The 15,949-nt window shown below is 61.4% G+C and carries 13 protein-coding genes, 2 tRNA genes and 1 pseudogene; 9 read left to right on the plus strand and 7 right to left on the minus strand.

What is annotated here, in order from left to right; all coding sequences use genetic code 11:
• Window position 1: 1 nt before the first annotated feature.
• The 3 genes from HCZ30_RS11975 to HCZ30_RS11985 form a co-directional block, all read right to left on the minus strand.
• Window positions 2–1,090 (minus strand): 4-oxalomesaconate tautomerase, encoded by a 1,089-nt coding sequence (locus tag HCZ30_RS11975; protein WP_167638523.1) that lies wholly within the window; start codon window positions 1,088–1,090, stop codon window positions 2–4.
• Window positions 1,091–1,107: 17 nt separating this feature from the next.
• Window positions 1,108–3,138, minus strand: coding sequence for a tripartite tricarboxylate transporter permease (locus HCZ30_RS11980; RefSeq protein WP_167638524.1), 2,031 nt, complete (start codon window positions 3,136–3,138; stop codon window positions 1,108–1,110).
• Between the two features lie 81 nt (window positions 3,139–3,219).
• The gene (locus HCZ30_RS11985; protein WP_167638525.1) at window positions 3,220–4,296 is read right to left on the minus strand and encodes a tricarboxylate transporter; all 1,077 of its coding nucleotides are present in this window, start codon (window positions 4,294–4,296) and stop codon (window positions 3,220–3,222) included.
• Between the two features lie 148 nt (window positions 4,297–4,444).
• Between HCZ30_RS11985 and HCZ30_RS11990 the strand changes: the two genes are divergently transcribed.
• Both HCZ30_RS11990 and HCZ30_RS11995 read left to right on the plus strand, forming a co-directional pair.
• Complete coding sequence (locus HCZ30_RS11990; RefSeq protein WP_167638549.1) at window positions 4,445–5,116, plus strand: response regulator transcription factor; 672 nt, start codon at window positions 4,445–4,447, stop codon at window positions 5,114–5,116.
• A 5-nt stretch (window positions 5,117–5,121) separates the two neighbouring features.
• Complete coding sequence (locus tag HCZ30_RS11995; RefSeq protein WP_175581026.1) at window positions 5,122–6,474, plus strand: sensor histidine kinase; 1,353 nt, start codon at window positions 5,122–5,124, stop codon at window positions 6,472–6,474.
• 402 nt (window positions 6,475–6,876) lie between these two features.
• On the opposite strand, the pseudogene HCZ30_RS12000 reads toward HCZ30_RS11995, so the two are convergent.
• The 4 genes and pseudogenes from HCZ30_RS12000 to HCZ30_RS12015 all read right to left on the minus strand — a co-directional run bounded on the left by HCZ30_RS12000 (window position 6,877) and on the right by HCZ30_RS12015 (window position 9,347).
• Window positions 6,877–7,634: pseudogene (locus tag HCZ30_RS12000) on the minus strand (IS5 family transposase).
• A 125-nt stretch (window positions 7,635–7,759) separates the two neighbouring features.
• On the minus strand, window positions 7,760–8,506 hold the full coding sequence (gene tpiA, locus HCZ30_RS12005; RefSeq protein WP_167638527.1) for a triose-phosphate isomerase: 747 nt from the start codon (window positions 8,504–8,506) through the stop codon (window positions 7,760–7,762).
• Window positions 8,507–8,589: 83 nt separating this feature from the next.
• The gene (locus HCZ30_RS12010; protein WP_167638528.1) at window positions 8,590–8,955 is read right to left on the minus strand and encodes a HesB/IscA family protein; all 366 of its coding nucleotides are present in this window, start codon (window positions 8,953–8,955) and stop codon (window positions 8,590–8,592) included.
• Window positions 8,956–8,984: 29 nt separating this feature from the next.
• Entirely contained in the window at window positions 8,985–9,347 is a 363-nt protein-coding gene (locus HCZ30_RS12015; protein ID WP_167638529.1) for an SUF system Fe-S cluster assembly protein, read from the minus strand.
• Between the two features lie 160 nt (window positions 9,348–9,507).
• On the opposite strand from HCZ30_RS12015, the gene tgt reads away from it, so the two are divergent.
• The 7 genes from tgt to HCZ30_RS12050 all read left to right on the plus strand — a co-directional run bounded on the left by tgt (window position 9,508) and on the right by HCZ30_RS12050 (window position 15,949).
• Complete coding sequence (gene tgt, locus HCZ30_RS12020) at window positions 9,508–10,635, plus strand: tRNA guanosine(34) transglycosylase Tgt (protein WP_167638530.1); 1,128 nt, start codon at window positions 9,508–9,510, stop codon at window positions 10,633–10,635.
• 129 nt (window positions 10,636–10,764) lie between these two features.
• Complete coding sequence (locus HCZ30_RS12025; protein ID WP_167638531.1) at window positions 10,765–12,072, plus strand: PAS domain-containing protein; 1,308 nt, start codon at window positions 10,765–10,767, stop codon at window positions 12,070–12,072.
• 203 nt (window positions 12,073–12,275) lie between these two features.
• Window positions 12,276–14,681 carry an endopeptidase La gene (gene lon / locus HCZ30_RS12030; RefSeq protein ID WP_167638532.1) on the plus strand — a complete coding sequence of 802 codons (2,406 nt, stop codon included), beginning with the start codon at window positions 12,276–12,278 and terminating at the stop codon, window positions 14,679–14,681.
• Between the two features lie 102 nt (window positions 14,682–14,783).
• Window positions 14,784–15,113, plus strand: a complete 330-nt coding sequence (locus HCZ30_RS12035) for an HU family DNA-binding protein (RefSeq protein WP_167638533.1) — start codon at window positions 14,784–14,786, stop codon at window positions 15,111–15,113.
• Window positions 15,114–15,131: 18 nt separating this feature from the next.
• A tRNA-Val gene (locus tag HCZ30_RS12040) sits at window positions 15,132–15,207 on the plus strand.
• Between the two features lie 35 nt (window positions 15,208–15,242).
• On the plus strand, window positions 15,243–15,818 hold the full coding sequence (locus tag HCZ30_RS12045; RefSeq protein ID WP_167638534.1) for a histidine phosphatase family protein: 576 nt from the start codon (window positions 15,243–15,245) through the stop codon (window positions 15,816–15,818).
• Between the two features lie 58 nt (window positions 15,819–15,876).
• Window positions 15,877–15,949 (plus strand) — tRNA-Val (locus tag HCZ30_RS12050).

A 15,949-nucleotide genomic window follows, 5' to 3' on the forward strand; every position in this document is an offset into this window, starting at 1 on the left:
GTCAGTGCCCTTTCCAGATGTCCGCGGGAACGTAGACGTGTCCGTCGGCCAATTTGCGCGCCGTCCGCAACAGGCCGGCGGAGGTGAGCGTGAAATCGGGGTTGATCTCGAAGTCCACCAGAACGTCGATCGTGCCCGAGGCATGTTCCAGGACGATGTTGGCCGGGCTTTCCGTCGGACGCTCCAGGAGGTCGTCGGCCACCGTGCCGGGGGTCAGTGCGCAGGAGGCCAGGCACTGCGACCCGGTGACCGCCATCGACGGATGCGTGGTCCACGGCATGAAATAGCGCGTGCAGATGCTGCCGCCCGCGCGGGCGGGAGCCAGCAGGCCGAACTTGGGCGTCACGGATTTAGACACGTCGCCCATGCCCATGGCGGCTCCGGCAGCGCGGCGAACGGTTTCCATTCGCGCGAAGAAGTCCTTGTTCTCGTCGAGTTCCTGAACCGTCTCGTGGCCCGTCAGGCCGAAGTCGGTGGCACGGGCGATCACCATGGGCATCGCCACGTCCATGCAGGTCACCTCGATCCCCTCGAAGGTGTCGCGCAGGTTTCCGGTCGGCAGGAGCGCGCCGGTGGAGGACCCGACCACTTCCATGAAGCTGAGCGCGATCGGGGCCGCCGTTCCCGGCACGCCTGCGATCTGTGCGTCGCCGTCGTAGGTCAGCACGCCACCCGGGGTCTGGATCCGGGCCACGACGCGGGCACCGGTGTTGACGAGGCGGATCTTGATCTCGGTCTCGTCCGCGGTCGGCTGAACCAGGCCCAGTTCCACCGCGGCGGGACCGACGCCCGAGAGGATGTTGCCGCAGGTGGGTTTGAAGTCCACCAGCCGGTCCTCGACCGAGACTTGCGCGAAGAAGTAATCCACGTCCGCCCAGTCATCGTCCGAGGGCGACAGCATGGCGACTTTGGTGGTCACGGCGACACCGCCGCCGATCCCGTCGATGTTGATCGGATGCCCCGCGCCGATGACGGCGAGCAGCACTTCGGCCAGAGTTTTGCGGTCCTCGGGCAGGTCCTGTCGGTTGAAGTAAGGCCCGCGCGAGGTGCCGCCGCGCATGAAGACGTAGGGAATGCCTGTCTGTGTCATGTCCATGTCTCCGCGCATCAGTTCAGGGGCCAGGGCATGTCGGTGACGTCCTGAAGCAGGCCGGGCGGGAAATCCCGGTTCAGCGCACCAGCCATCACGCACATCAGGGCAAGCCCGCCGGCGGTCATGATCAGCGTCTTGGTCCACGATGCCTGCGCCCGCACGCGGAGGAAGGCGATGAGGAACCCGGTCAGCGCGAGGATAAAGCCCAGTACCCAGGTCGCCGCGATGAGCCCGCCGAACCACGCGAGCGTCGGCCACAGACCATAGGGCGCGTCGGCGTCCTCGCCCGAGGATTCCTTGTCGGCAAAGATCGTGTCGGTCTCGGGCCGCAGGATCATCTGCACCAGCAGGATCAGCAGGGCCGCAAGCGTGATGCCACCGATGACGAGCGGCACGATCTTGTCGGTCAGGTTGTAGTCGGGGATCATGTTCGCGTTGATCAGGGCGGCCACGACGTAGGCCATGATGATCAGCAGGAAGACCAGCGGCGCACGCTTGGACCCGGCCTTCACGTCCCCCTCGGCCATGATCGACTTCGCCTGGCGCAGGCCCAGGACGACCGACACGACCGTGATGATCAGCAGGACGATGACGATGGGCGAGAAGATGTAGTCCATGCCCTCCTGGAACGAGCTGCGGAAGCGGAACGACGCGATCTGGAACGCCTGGTTCGAGAATTTCTCGACCGGGTTCGAGAGCACGAAACCGATCAGGAACGCCGGACGCGACCAGTCGAAGCGCCGCAGGAAGATCCCGATGAGACCGATCGTGAAGAGCGCGAGGATGTCCTCGAAGTTCTGCCCCGACTGGAACGCCGCGAAGGAGATCAGCATGAACAGGAAGGGCGCGAGGTAGGTGAAACGGATGGTCGTCAGCTTCGCGATCCCACCCGACGCGGCGATGCACAGGAGCGTGCCGACGACGTTCGCCAGAGCCAGGAGCCAGACGATGGAATAGGTGATGTCGAGGTTGTCGCGCAGCATGGACGGACCGACTTCGATGTCGCCGGACCCCAGGAGGGCGATCGCGCCGATGAAGATGGCCATCGACCCCGAACCGGGGATGCCAAACAGCAGGGTGGGGACGAGACCGCCGCCTTCCTTGGCGTTGTTCGAGCTTTCCGGCCCGATCACGCCGCGGATTTCACCCTTGCCGAAGTTCGACTTGTCCTTGGTGGTCTGCACCGCGTGACCATAGGCGATCCAGTCGACGACGGAGCCCCCAAGGCCCGGAATGACTCCGACCACGACCCCGATCAGGGAGCAGCGCAGCGAGAGCCACTTGTTCGCGAACCAGTCGCGCACGCCGACGCCCCAACCGGCACCCAGCTTGGCCTCCTTGGCGATGGCGCGGTCCTGCCGCAGCAGGCTGACGATTTCGGGAACGGCAAAGATGCCGAGGCCGACGATCACCAGTTTCAGGCCGTCAGTCAGGTAGGGAATGTCATAGGTGGCCATGCGCAGCGATCCACCGGCATCCGCCTCGCCGATCGTGCCGATGAGCATGCCGAGACCCGCCGCAGCCAGGCCCTTGAGCGCGACGCGGCCCGCCAGGACGGCAACCATCGACAGGCCCAGGATGGAGATCATCAGCATCTCCGGCAGACCGAATGCCAGGACCAGCGGCCGTGCCACGACGATGAACATCGTCAGGAACATCGCGCCGACCAGGCCACCGAACAGGGAGGACGTGAATGCCGCCGACAGCGCCCGCGCCGCCTGCCCCTTCTTGGCCATCGGAAATCCGTCGAGAACCGTGGCCTGCGACGCGGAGGAGCCGGGGATCCCCATCAGGACCGACGCGAAGGTGTCGGAGGTCGGCACGACGGCCACCATCCCCACCATCAGGGCTAGGCCCATCAACGGGTCCATTCCGAACATGAACGGCAGGAGCAGGGAAAGGCCGGCGATGCCGCCGAGGCCCGGGAACACGCCTACCGCGAGGCCCATCACCACGCCGAGGACGAGATACCCCAGCACGGCGGGTTGCAAGATCATCTCCCAGGCCTGCCCAAGCGCAGGTAGGGCGTCGGCGAAAAGGTCCATCACACCGGCTTTCGATTCTAGAATTTCAAAAAGAGCGAAACGGCCCCCGCATCCAACGTGCGGGGGCCGCGAGGGTATCGCTTAGTTGAGCGTCACGCCGTAGGCGTTCTTCAGCCAGTCGAGCACGTAGGCCTTGGCTTCCGGCGACACGGTCGTGCCGCTCTCGGTGGCACGCTTCGCGTTGTCGCCGACGAAGACTTCGTACTCGCCGACCTGCTTGGCCGCGATCGTCGCGAAATCGTCGCGGTTGCGCACCGCGTCGAAGGCCGCCGTGAAGGTGTCGCGGACGTCATCGGGCGTGCCCGCCGGCAGGAAGGCGATCTTCTGGACCGGGAAACCGGCGACGAAGAAGGCTTTCCAGGCGTCCCAGGCTTCGCCCGAAGTTTCACACCCGTCGGTCGCCTCGCAGACTTCCTTGAAGGTCGGGATGTCCGGGAAGGTCGGGTCGCGGACGATGTCGCCGTTCTCGTCCAGGGCACCCCAGGTCATCATCGGCACGGCAGCACCCTGCTCGACGAGATCCGCGGAAGCGCCGAGGTAGCTCGACGAGGTCTGGTAGTCGATCGTGGCCTCGCCCCGCTCGAACATCAGGCGTCCGTCACCACGGCCCTTGATGCCGAAGACCGGCTCGACGTTCATGCCCAGCATTTCCCAGGCCAGAAGTGGCACGAGGTCCAGGCGCGTTGCGCCCTGCGAGCCGTAGATGAAGTCGATATCCTGCAGGTTGTTGGCCGAACCGTCGAACTTCTCTCCGTCCGTGGGGTTCAGGTAGGCCACGCCGCCCGTACCGGACGCCATGACCGGCACCCAGTCCGAATACTCGTAGCGCACGCGGGGATCGCCCAGCAGATAGGGGAACTGCGTGGAACCGGACGTGCCGAAGATCAGCGTGCCGTCGTCGTATTCCTGCTCCTGGAACCAGTTGGCCCCCTTGGTCGAGCCGGCACCGGGCATGAACTTCACCACGACGGTCGGGTTGCCCGGAAGCTCCTCCGAGAGAAGCGGTGCGAAGAAGTTGGCCCACTTGGCCGAACCGCCGGTTTCCGAGAACGGGATGACCCATTCGATCGTCTTTCCGGACATGTCGACCTCGGCCAGGGCGGGCCCGGCGAGAAGGGCGGCGGCAGCAACGGAGATTGCGAGTTTCTTCATGGTCATTGGTATCCTCCCGTAGACCTGTCGCGCCGGGACAAATCCCCAGCGTTCAATGTATGTTCATTTTCAAGGGAATGATTCCCTCCTCCAACGGCGACAACATGGCGCCTCAACCTTGCGCGAAACTTGCGTACATGACAAAGATGTAACGATGCGCATCGCGGTGATCGAAGACAACGAGGCTCTGGCAGAGGGGATTGCCATAAGGCTCCGTGGCCGGGGCCATGCAGTCGATCTGTTGGCTGACGGCAGTCAGGCCGACCAGTTCCTGTCGCAGGAGGGGGCCGATCTCGTGGTTCTCGACCTGAACCTGCCGGGGATGGACGGGATCGACGTGCTGCGCGCCCTGCGACGGCGCGGCGACGGAACGCCCGTGATCCTGCTTTCGGCACGGTCCGAGACGGCGCAGCGGGTCGCGGGTCTGGACGCAGGCGCGGACGACTATCTCACCAAACCCTTCGAGATGGACGAACTCGAGGCGCGGCTGCGCGCCATGGCCCGGCGCAAGAACCTCGAGTTTGCAGAGCGCGAGACGCTGGGTGCGCTGGTCTTTGACCGGAGCGCGCGCCAGTTGTTCAAGGACGACAAGCCGCTCGACATCCCGCGCAAGGAAATCTCGACGCTGGAATGTCTGCTCGAGCGGCGCGGGCGGATCGTGTCCAAGGCCCAGCTCATCGCCCATATCTACGGCACCGGATCGGACGCCGAGGAAAGCGTAGTCGAACCCCATGTCTCGCGCCTGCGCAAACGGCTCGAGCCGCTGGGACTTCGGATCAAGACCGCGCGCGGACTGGGCTACATGCTTGAGATCGACACCCCGTGAGGGCGATGTCGCTTCGCCTGCGGCTGTTCCTCGTGATCCTGCCGCCCCTGTTCCTGGTGTCGATCCTGCTGGGGCTGTGGCGCTTTGCCGCCGCGCAGGAAACGTCGGAGGAGCTCTTCGACCGCCGCCTGCTGGCCGGTGCGCTGGCGATTTCCCGCGATGTGGCGATTTCCGGCGGCGATGCGCTGTCGCCCTCGACCCGGAGGCTTATCTCGGACGCGGGCGGGGGCGAGGTCTTCTACCATATCACCGGCCCGGGCGGCGTCTATGTGACGGGCTATGCCTATCCGCCGCGCCCTGACATGCCTGTCTCTCGGGAACTGCCCTTCTACTATTTCGCGAACTACCGCGGCGAAGAAATGCGCGTCATGCGCCTGATCGAAAATCGCAGCATCGACACGCTGACCGGCGATTCAGTCGTGACGGTCTGGCAGCGCGTCAGCGACCGGCGCGCCTTTGCGCGCGGGCTGGCCCTGCGGGCGGTGGGGTTGATTGCCGGTCTTGTGGCGGCGCTGGCCCTGATCATCTGGTTCGGCGTGCAGATCGGCCTGAGGCCCCTGAACGACCTTGAGGCGGCGATCCGGCGGCGCTCTCCGGACGATCTCGGCCCGATCCGCCGGGCGGTGCCGCATGAAGTGTCTGGCATCGTTTCGACGCTAAACCGTCTTCTGGGTCAGGTGCAGGATAGTTTCGAGGAGCATCAGGCCTTCATTTCAGATGCGGCGCACCAGTTGCGTAATCCCGCAGCAGCGATCCTGGCTCTGGCTGAAGCGCTTCCGCACGTGCAAGACAGGGCGGAGCGGGCACACTGCGAAGAGCAACTTGCAGATGCGGCCCGGAAATCCGCGCGGCTTTCCGAGCAGTTGTTGTCGTTGGAACGCCTGAGATACGATGCAAACATGGGGATGGAACCTTTCGACCTGGATAAGGTCGTGGAGGATGTATGCCGCGCTTTCGCCGCCAAGGCCCTGTCGTGCGACCTGGACTTTACGTTTGTGTCGTCCAAGGCCCGTCTTTCGGTTCTTGGCAATTCCGTTCTTGTGGGCGAGGCCTTGATCAATCTCCTTGAGAATGCGCTGAAACATGGCGGAGCAGGGATGACCACGATCAACGTCCGGACATCTTCAGACACGGAAGGTGTCATGATAACGGTCGAAGATGACGGGGTCGGCATCCCGCCCGACAAACTCAGCACAGCCTTTCGCCGCTTTTCGCAGTTGCAGCATGGCGAGGGGACCGGGCTGGGACTTGCGATCGTTGGCAAGGTGATGGTCAGGCACGCAGGGCGCGTCGATCTTGTGCCGAGCAAGAAGGGGACGACGTTTTGCCTTTGGTTCCCGCGCGACACTCCGGCCTGAGACACGCGCATCCTTCCAGCCGAGCGCACTGCGCGGCCAAGCTCGGCGACGGCATACCGGGTGGCCTGGCCGTTCACCCGCCGACCTGAAAAAGCGCCCCCACTTGCACCACGCCTACGCTATCTTGCTGCAAGCAAGCAGGCGCGAGAGCTGCCATTCGCTGCGCCGAACACGACCGTCCGCTAAGGGCCGAAAACGCTGGCGCGTCAAAGTCGGGCTCCACTTGTTACTTGTTCCGACCTTTGCGCTCCAACAAGGCCAAAGTGATTTAATTTCAGTGGAACAACTCGACTGGCCCCAAGTTCAACGCGTCACCTAAGCACCTCATGCACCCTTAGCAGAAGACCGATTTCTAACTCCGAAACACAATCCCATGACCACTGAATCTGCTAGGCTTAGGATTCATAGCCAGTAGATGACCGTGGCGGCGAGAGCGATGGCCGAGAGGAAGACCTTCGGGCACCTATCGTATCGCGTGGCTACCCGCCGCCAGTCCTTGAGTCTGCCGAACATAATCTCGATCCGGGTGCGGCGTTTATAGCGGCGCTTGTCATACTTCACCGGTGTCTTCCGCTGCTTACGGCCCGGGATGCAGGCGCGTATCCCCTTGTCTTTCAACGCTTCGCGGAACCAGTCGGCGTCGTAACCGCGATCCCCGAGCAGCCAGTCGACATCCGGAAGACTGTCGCAAAGCGCGCGGGCACCGATGTAATCGCTGACCTGTCCTGCCGTTACGAACAGGTGGAGAGGGCGTCCCTGGCTGTCGCAGATGGCATGCAGTTTCGTGTTCATGCCGCCCTTGGTCCGTCCGATCAGGCGGCCGCGCCCCCCTTTTTGGCGCCCAGACTGGACGCCGTGCGGTGGGCCTTCAGGTAAGTGGCGTTAATCATCACGGTCTTCTTCTCGCCATGCCCCGGCAGCCAGTCCGGCCATCATCTTCGCGAAGATGCCTTTGTCGCTCCAACGCTCCCAAAGGTTATAGAGCGTCTTGTGGAGGCATACTCCTTCGGCGCATCTCGCCATCGCAACCCACTACGATTGATGAAGATAATACCGCTCAGGACGCGCCGATCATCGACGCGCGGCTTACCATGGGACTTCGGAAAGTAGGGCTCCAGACGCGCCATCTGCGCATCGCTCAGCCAGAATAGATCAGACATGTCACCGCTCTGTTTTCGTGCGGTGAATCATGCCCTTCTGCTGAAATCAATGGGTCCTGACCCTATGCCCAGCATCACGGCAAAGCCGCCATCCGGTCCACAACTATCGGTCAGGCTAGGACCCCTTACGCGTTTTGCAGCGCGGTGATGATCGGGCCGAAATCGGCGGCCTTGAGGCTTGCGCCGCCGACCAGCGCGCCATCGACGTCCGCCACAGCGAAAATCTCGTCCGCGTTCGAGGCTTTTACAGACCCACCATAGAGGATGCGGAACGCGCTGCCTTCGTCGCCGAAGCGTTCGGCAAGGCGCGAGCGGACGAAAGCATGGACTTCCGCGATCTGCGCGGTGGTCGGAACCTTGCCCGTACCGATGGCCCAGACGGGTTCGTAGGCGATTACGGCGTTTGCGCCCGTCGCATTATCTGGCACCGACCCATCAAGCTGACCTCCGATGACGTCCAGTGTGCTACCGCTTTCGCGCTCTTCCAGCGTCTCGCCGATGCAGATGACGGCCACCGCGCCGGCCGCAATCGCCGCCTCGGATTTCGCACACACGTCCGCATCGCTCTCTCCGTGATCGGCGCGGCGTTCGGAGTGGCCTGTGATGATGTAGCTTGCGCCGGCGTCCACCAGCATCGGTGCGCTCAGATCGCCTGTGTGCGCGCCTCTTTCATTGGTATGGCAGTCCTGCGCGCCGACAGCCAGCGCGTGGCCTTCAGCTTTGTCCGCGAGGGTGGCGACCAGCGTCGCGGGCGGGCAGATCAAGACGTCGACCGACGGCGAGGCATGCTCTGCCATCAGCGTCTCGATCTCGCCCAGGGACTCCTTGGTCCCGTTCATTTTCCAATTACCGGCAGCAAGTTTGCGGCGCATGTGTAATTTCTCCTCCAAAATTCGGAGAAGTACTAACAAGCGCCGCTTGATACGAAAAGATCAGTAGTGAAACGAAAAACGTTTTATTGTTTCGCGCTTAGGTTCTCATCGAACTTGATGGATTCGCCGCATCCGCAGGCGTCGACCACATTCGGATTGCGGAACTTGAAGCCGGACTCGAGCAGCGATGTCTCGTAATCGACCTCGGTGCCGAAGAGGAACATCTGGGCCATGGGTGCGATGATGATCCGCGCGCCGTTCTGTTCGACGACCTCGTCATGGGTGTCGAATTCGTCCACGTAGTCCATGGTGTATTCCATGCCTGCGCAGCCGCCTTTTTTCACGCCGATGCGCAGACCCTTGTGGTCACCCTTTTCCATGAGGCGGGCGATTTGCGCAGCGGCGCGGTCTGTCATGGTCACGGCTTGCTTGCCGGGAATGCCGAACATCGGTTGTCTCCTTCGCAGCGAATGGCTGCTTACATAAAGCCCAGTTCGAGGCGGGCTTCGTCACTCATCATGTCCATGCCCCACTGGGGCTCCCATGTCAGTTCGACGTCGATCGAGCGAACGCCCTGAACCATGCTGATCGCATCGTGCACCCAGCCCGGCATTTCGCCAGCGACAGGGCACCCTGGAGCGGTCAGGGTCATGATGACTTTGACATCGCCATCGTCATTGATCTGGATGGTATAGACGAGACCGAGATCGTAGATGTTCACCGGAATTTCGGGGTCGAAAACGGTGCGGCAGGCTTCGACGACAGCATCATAGAGCGCGTGGTCCGTGCTGGACGGCGCGATGAGTGGAGTGCCTTCGAGGTTCGCTTGCGTTTCAGTCATTGGTCCGCCTATCTATTCCTGACTGAACATATAGGAAAACTGCTGGGCAGCGTAAAGGGGAGGCGGCATGGCTTCGTCGTGCGGTTTTGTGCCCTCAAGGATGCGCTTTTCAACACGGCCCGTTCGTCATATTAGCAGATTTCCAGCAGGAGATTGACCCATGACCCGCTTCTCGTTCGACCTCAAAGCGACTGACGGCAAGGCCCGCACCGGCGTGATCCATACCCAGCGGGGCGATATCCGCACGCCTGCGTTCATGCCCGTTGGCACGGCAGGTACGGTCAAAGCGATGATGCCCGAAAGCGTTGCGGCCACGGGTGCCGATATTCTTCTGGGCAATACTTATCACCTGATGCTTCGTCCGACGGCAGAGCGGGTCGCCAATATGGGCGGCCTTCACAAGTTTATGAACTGGGACAAGCCGATCCTGACCGACTCGGGCGGCTTTCAGGTCATGTCGCTCGCCGATCTGCGCAAGCTGAACGAGGACGGCGTGACCTTCCGCAGCCACGTTGACGGCTCCAAGCACTACCTGACGCCAGAGCGCTCAATGGAAATTCAGAAGCTTCTCGGCTCGGATATCGTCATGTGCTTCGACGAATGCCCCGCGCTGCCTGCCGATGAGAAGCGCGTCGCCGAGTCGATGCGTTTGTCGATGCGGTGGGCGCAGCGGTCTCGCGATGCTTTTGGTGATCGTCCGGGACATGCGCTGTTTGGTATCCAGCAGGGCGGCGTGACCGAGGAACTGCGCGCCGAAAGCGCCGAGGCGCTGCAAAAGATCGGTTTCGATGGCTACGCGGTCGGCGGCCTTGCCGTGGGCGAGGGGCAGGAGGCCATGTTCGGCGTCCTCGAATACGCGCCGGACCAACTGCCTGCCGATAAGCCGCGTTACCTCATGGGTGTCGGCAAGCCCGACGATATCGTCGGCGCAGTGAAGCGCGGTATCGACATGATGGACTGTGTGCTGCCCAGTCGTTCGGGCCGCACCGGTCAGGCATGGACGCGCCGCGGTCAGGTCAACATCAAGAACGCCCGCCATCAGGACGACCCCCGCCCGCTGGACGAAAACTGCTCGTGCCCCGCGTGCCGCAACTACAGCCGCGCTTATCTGCATCATGTCTTCCGCGCGGGAGAGATGATCTCGGGTATGCTGCTGACGTGGCACAACCTGCACTACTATCAAGAGATCATGCAGGGGATGCGCGACGCCATCGCGGAGCAACGCTTCGACGCTTGGGAAGCCGATTTCCACGCGCAGCGCGCGGACGGCGATATCGAGCGCCTGTAACTCCTGAAATCCGCAAAGCAAAAGTATAGGCCGCGTAAAAGCGCACCTATTTTGCACCGTTTCCCGTAGAGGCCGAGGCATCATGCCTGCGGCCTCTGTGCTGTTATGAGTCGCTGTAGGGGAAACGGGATGCTGAATACGCCACAACATGATATGGCTCCGGTCATTGATGCCGCGCTGGCCAAAGACACCATCCGTCCCACTTCGGGTGCGGCTCCCTTCGAGTTCGATGAGATCTTCTTTTCCCGCACCGACAAGCGCGGCGTCATTCAGGCGTTCAACGATATTTTTGTCAGGATCGCCGATCATCCGAGCGAAAAGCTGAAAGGCGCGCCGCACAAGATCATCCGCAATCCCGACATGCCAAAAGGCGTTTTCTGGCTGCTGTGGGAGGGTATCCAGTCAGGCAAGGCTATCGGCAGCTACGTGAAGAACCGCGCCGCCGACGGGCTGTATTACTGGGTTTACGCTTTGGTCATACCGCTTGAGGACGGCTATCTGTCGGTGCGCATCAAGCCGTCTAGTGAACATTTCGAGCTGATCCAGAAGGTCTACGCCGATCTTTTGGTGCGCGAGAAGGACCAGGGACTGACGCCTGCCCAAAGCGCCGCCGCACTGGTCGAGACGCTGCAAGGCATGGGCTACCCCAACTACTTCGGATTTCAGGTCGACGCGTTCGTGGCCGAATACAACGCCCGCCACCGTCAGCTCGGTCGCAAGCCCGACCAGTCCATTGCCGACCTGATGCAGTTGGTCAGCTCTGCCCGCGAGACGAAAAAAGATCTCGACCACCTCGCGATCATGTTCCGAGGGGCGAACCTTCTGACGCTGAACATGCAGGTCATCGCGACCAAGCTCCGCTCCGGTCGCCGCACCATCAGCGAGATCGCGCGGAACTATGGTATGATGCTCGGCGAATTGCAGACGCACCTTGATCAGTTCGAAATCCTCGTAAGGGGAGAGGGCATGTTCGCGGCCGCGATGGAAGAGCTGGTTCTGTACGAACATTGCTCCACCAAGCTGATGGCCGAGGTGTGCGAGACGTTCGACAAGACACAGACCATGATTGCGGAAGTAGACAACGATTTCGAGGCGGAAACGCTGCGCAGGGTGACGACCCACTTCACGCAGCGCACGGCCAACACAGTGGCCCGCATTTCGGACCACGTTCGCGACCTGCGCCGCAACCTCGATTTCCTGCGCCGCCTGATCGTCGGCCTGTCGACTGTCCGCATCGCCTGCCGCGTCGAAAGCGGGGTACTGAACACCAAGAACGGCGGTCTGGACACCATCGTGACAAGGCTGGACCAGCTTCAGGAGGAAATAGCGGGCATCCTCGACCGAATGGAGCAGGCCAGCGCGCTGACGCTCGAAGCGATGGACGACTTCCAGCAGATCGCCAAGCGCAAGGAACGCGAAGAAATCGCATGGGCCTGAACCTCTGCTTAAGACTTTGGTGTCAGAACAGAGGTAGAACAGGCGCGAGGCTTGCAGACACCCGATTTCCCGAAGTCGGTGTCATTTGTATACCGTTGCCGCTTGAATCCCGCTGCAATGCAGCCCATGTTTAGCGTCTTAGTGGAGATGGCTCGGCTGCCTTGATGGGGCCAAGTTATCTTGCCAGCAAAAAGGAAAAGTTGATGCAAGACCCTCTCAGCACCTCCTATCCGGTTCTGCCGCTGCGCGACATCGTTGTGTTCCCGCACATGATCGTTCCGCTGTTCGTCGGTCGCGAGAAATCCGTCCGTGCGCTGGAAGAGGTGATGCAGGACGACAAACAGATTCTGTTGTCGAGCCAGATCGATCCGGCTCAGGACGATCCGGCCCCAAGTGACATTTATAATACCGGCGTACTGGCCAATGTGCTCCAGCTGCTGAAGCTGCCCGATGGCACCGTGAAGGTGCTCGTCGAAGGCCGTACCCGTGTGCGCATCACCGAATTCCGCGATAACGAGAACTTCTTCGAAGCCTCCGCAGAGCCGATGGATGAAACCATGGGCGCCGAGGAAGAGCTTGATGCGCTCGTCCGTTCGGTTAGCGAAGAGTTCGAACGTTATTCCAAGGTCAAAAAGAACATCCCCGAAGAGGCGATGGCCACTGTCAGCGAAACCGTCGAGCCTGCCAAACTGGCCGACCTCGTTGCGGGCCACCTCGGTGTGGACGTCCAGCAGAAGCAGGAGCTTCTCGAAACGCTCTCGGTCAGTGAGCGGCTGGAGAAGGTCTATGGCCTGATGCAGGGAGAGATGTCGGTTCTTCAGGTCGAGAAAAAGATCAAGAGCCGCGTCAAGAACCAGATGGAGCGCACCCAGCGCGAATACTATCTGAACGAACAGATGAAGGCGATCCAGCGCGAGCTGAACGATGGCGACGAAGGCCAGAACGAAGTCGCCGAATTCGAAGAGCGTATCGCCAATACCAAGCTGTCCAAAGAGGCCAAGGAAAAGGTCGACGCGGAACTCAAAAAGCTCAAGTCGATGTCCCCGATGTCGGCCGAAGCGACTGTTGTCCGCAACTACCTTGATTGGGTTCTGTCGATCCCGTGGGGCAACAAGTCCCGCGTGAAAAAGGACCTCGGCAATGCCGAGCGTATCCTCGACGCCGATCACTACGGTCTGGACAAGGTCAAGGAACGCATCGTCGAGTATCTCGCCGTTCAGTCGCGCAGTGCGAAGCTGAAAGGCCCGATCCTCTGCCTTGTCGGTCCTCCGGGCGTTGGTAAGACCTCGCTGGGCAAATCGGTTGCGAAAGCCACGGGCCGCGAATTCATCCGCATCTCGCTTGGCGGCGTGCGCGACGAATCTGAGATCCGCGGTCACCGCCGGACCTACATCGGCTCCATGCCGGGTAAGATCATTCAGGCGCTGAAGAAGGCGAAAACCACAAACCCACTCATCCTGCTCGACGAAATCGACAAGATGGGTCAGGACTTCCGTGGCGATCCGGCTTCGGCAATGCTCGAAGTGCTTGATCCGGAACAGAACTCGACCTTCGTCGACCACTATCTCGAAGTGGAATACGACCTGTCGAACGTCATGTTCCTGACCACCTCGAACAGCTACAACATGCCTGGACCGCTTCTTGACCGGATGGAGATCATTCCGCTGTCGGGATACACCGAGGACGAAAAGCGCGAGATCGCACGTCAGCACCTTCTGCCCAAGCAGCTCAAAAACCACGGCCTCAAGGCCAAGGAATTCGAGATGTCGGACGAGGCGCTGTCGGAAGTCATCCGGACCTACACCCGCGAAGCCGGCGTACGTAACCTCGAGCGTGAGCTCGCCAAGGTATCGCGTAAGGCCGTGACCAAGCTGGTGAAAAAGGAAACTGATCATGTGTCGGTGACGGACGAGAACCTCGACGATTACCTCGGCGTTCCGCGTTATCGCTATGGTCTTGCCGAAAAAGAAGATCAGGTCGGTGTCGTCACCGGTCTGGCCTATACCTCGGTCGGCGGCGAGCTTCTGAGCATCGAAGCCCTGCGTCTGCCGGGCAAGGGCCGCATGAAGACCACAGGTAAGCTGGGCGACGTGATGAAAGAGTCCATCGAGGCTGCATCGTCCTACGTCCGCTCGGTGTCCCCGCAGCTTGGTATCAAGCCGCCGAAGTTCGACAAGTGGGACATCCACGTCCACGTGCCCGATGGCGCGACCCCGAAAGACGGTCCCTCGGCCGGTCTCGCGATGGTCACGGCAATCGTGTCGGTCCTGACCCAGATTCCGGTCCGCAAGGACATCGCGATGACGGGTGAGGTCACCCTGCGTGGTAATGCCTCGGCCATCGGCGGTCTGAAAGAAAAGCTGCTCGCGGCTCTTCGCGGCGGGATCAAGACTGTTCTCATTCCCGAAGAGAACGTCAAAGACCTGCCGGAGATTCCGGACAACGTGAAGGAAGGGCTGGAAATCATTCCGGTGTCCCATGTGTCCGAAGTGCTGAAGATCGCTCTGACGGCACAGCCCGAAGCGATCGAGTGGGACGAGGAAGCCGAGGAGGCCGCAGCCGCGGCGCTCGCGGCAGAGAAGTCTGGCTCATCCGCCATCGCACATTAAAAAGAAAGGCGCCTTCGGGCGCCTTTTTCTTTTTGACGGCAGGTACATAGCCTGCATATTTGGCTGGCGGAGCAGGGGTCCGCCAACACAACAGGAATAAAAATGTCCGAAGCTGACACTGAAACCGGTCCGGCCATCAACGATCAGGACGGTCCGATCAAAAAGAACCGCATTATCGACGACGCCGTGCAGATATCCGGCCTCAAGAAGCGTGATGTGAAACCATCACTCGATGCGCTGCTCGAAGCGCTGGGCGCACACCTTACCGAAGGCCAGACCCTGAACCTGCCGCCGCTCGGCAAGATCAAAGTGGCCAAGGTCGTCGACGGCCCGAATGGCGAAGTCGTGACGCTCAAGCTCAGGAAATCGAAAGTAATTTCCGCTTTTGAGGGTGATGCGGACGCCGAAGGTCTTGCGGACGCCGACGACTGAGGTTAGACGGACGGCAACGGGTCGTTAGCTCAGTTGGTAGAGCGCTTCGTTTACACCGAAGATGTCGGGAGTTCGAGCCTCTCACGACCCACCATTCCCCAAAATCGATTGAAAACAGGGTGTTGGCACTTGCTGAACCTGCCTCCGATATATGTTCTTCGCCATGGTGAAACCGAATGGAACCGCGAAATGCGAATGCAGGGCGGTCTGGACTCGGCGCTGACCGAGGCGGGGCGGGTGCAGGCTACCCAGATGGCCGAGTGGCTGCGGGGCAGGGTGGACGGATATGCGCTGTTCTCTAGCCCGCAGGGGCGCGCGGTTGCGACGGCGGAGCCGATTGCGGAACTGACAGGGATCACGCTCCAGACCGACGACCGGCTGCGTGAAATCAATATGGGCCTGTGGTCCGGTCTCAGCCGCGACGAAATCGACGCCCGCTGGCCCGCTTCCGATCCGCACGAGGACTTCGTCGATTTCTACGAACGCGCGCCGGAGGGCGAAGGGTTTGTGGCACTTTGGGACCGTACGGGCGCATTCCTACGCGATCTGAATAGCCCCGCGATCATTGTAACCCACGGTTTTACGTCGCGTTTCTTGCGGACTCAGGCAGTTGGGTTGGGGCTGGATCAGCTTCGTGAACTCGACGGCGGACAGGGGTGCATCTTTGAAATCCGTGACGGAAAACATACCAAGATTTTTCCGTAACTTTTTTGCAAAATCGCTCTTGCTCCCCCCGAAAAGTGACGGTAATAACCGCGCCAACGGGTCGTTAGCTCAGTTGGTAGAGCGCTTCGTTTACACCGAAGATGTCGGGAGTTCGAGCCTCTCACGACCCA

Origin of the sequence: Marivivens donghaensis, assembly GCF_011806565.1 — a bacterium.
Taxonomy (GTDB): Bacteria; Pseudomonadota; Alphaproteobacteria; order Rhodobacterales; family Rhodobacteraceae; genus Marivivens; species Marivivens donghaensis_A.

What these genes read in the sequence shown, in the direction of transcription:
- lon (WP_167638532.1), top strand. Translation starts at nt 12,276, where the DNA reads ATGCAAGACCCTCTCAGCACCTCCTATCCGGTTCTGCCGCTGCGCGAC.
- HCZ30_RS12025 (WP_167638531.1), top strand. Translation starts at nt 10,765, where the DNA reads ATGCTGAATACGCCACAACATGATATGGCTCCGGTCATTGATGCCGCG.
- HCZ30_RS11995 (WP_175581026.1), top strand. Translation starts at nt 5,122, where the DNA reads ATGTCGCTTCGCCTGCGGCTGTTCCTCGTGATCCTGCCGCCCCTGTTC.
- HCZ30_RS12035 (WP_167638533.1), top strand. Translation starts at nt 14,784, where the DNA reads ATGTCCGAAGCTGACACTGAAACCGGTCCGGCCATCAACGATCAGGAC.
- tgt (WP_167638530.1), top strand. Translation starts at nt 9,508, where the DNA reads ATGACCCGCTTCTCGTTCGACCTCAAAGCGACTGACGGCAAGGCCCGC.
- tpiA (WP_167638527.1), bottom strand. Translation starts at nt 8,506, where the DNA reads ATGCGCCGCAAACTTGCTGCCGGTAATTGGAAAATGAACGGGACCAAG.
- HCZ30_RS12010 (WP_167638528.1), bottom strand. Translation starts at nt 8,955, where the DNA reads ATGTTCGGCATTCCCGGCAAGCAAGCCGTGACCATGACAGACCGCGCC.
- HCZ30_RS11985 (WP_167638525.1), bottom strand. Translation starts at nt 4,296, where the DNA reads ATGACCATGAAGAAACTCGCAATCTCCGTTGCTGCCGCCGCCCTTCTC.
- HCZ30_RS11980 (WP_167638524.1), bottom strand. Translation starts at nt 3,138, where the DNA reads ATGGACCTTTTCGCCGACGCCCTACCTGCGCTTGGGCAGGCCTGGGAG.
- HCZ30_RS11975 (WP_167638523.1), bottom strand. Translation starts at nt 1,090, where the DNA reads ATGACACAGACAGGCATTCCCTACGTCTTCATGCGCGGCGGCACCTCG.
- HCZ30_RS11990 (WP_167638549.1), top strand. Translation starts at nt 4,445, where the DNA reads ATGCGCATCGCGGTGATCGAAGACAACGAGGCTCTGGCAGAGGGGATT.
- HCZ30_RS12015 (WP_167638529.1), bottom strand. Translation starts at nt 9,347, where the DNA reads ATGACTGAAACGCAAGCGAACCTCGAAGGCACTCCACTCATCGCGCCG.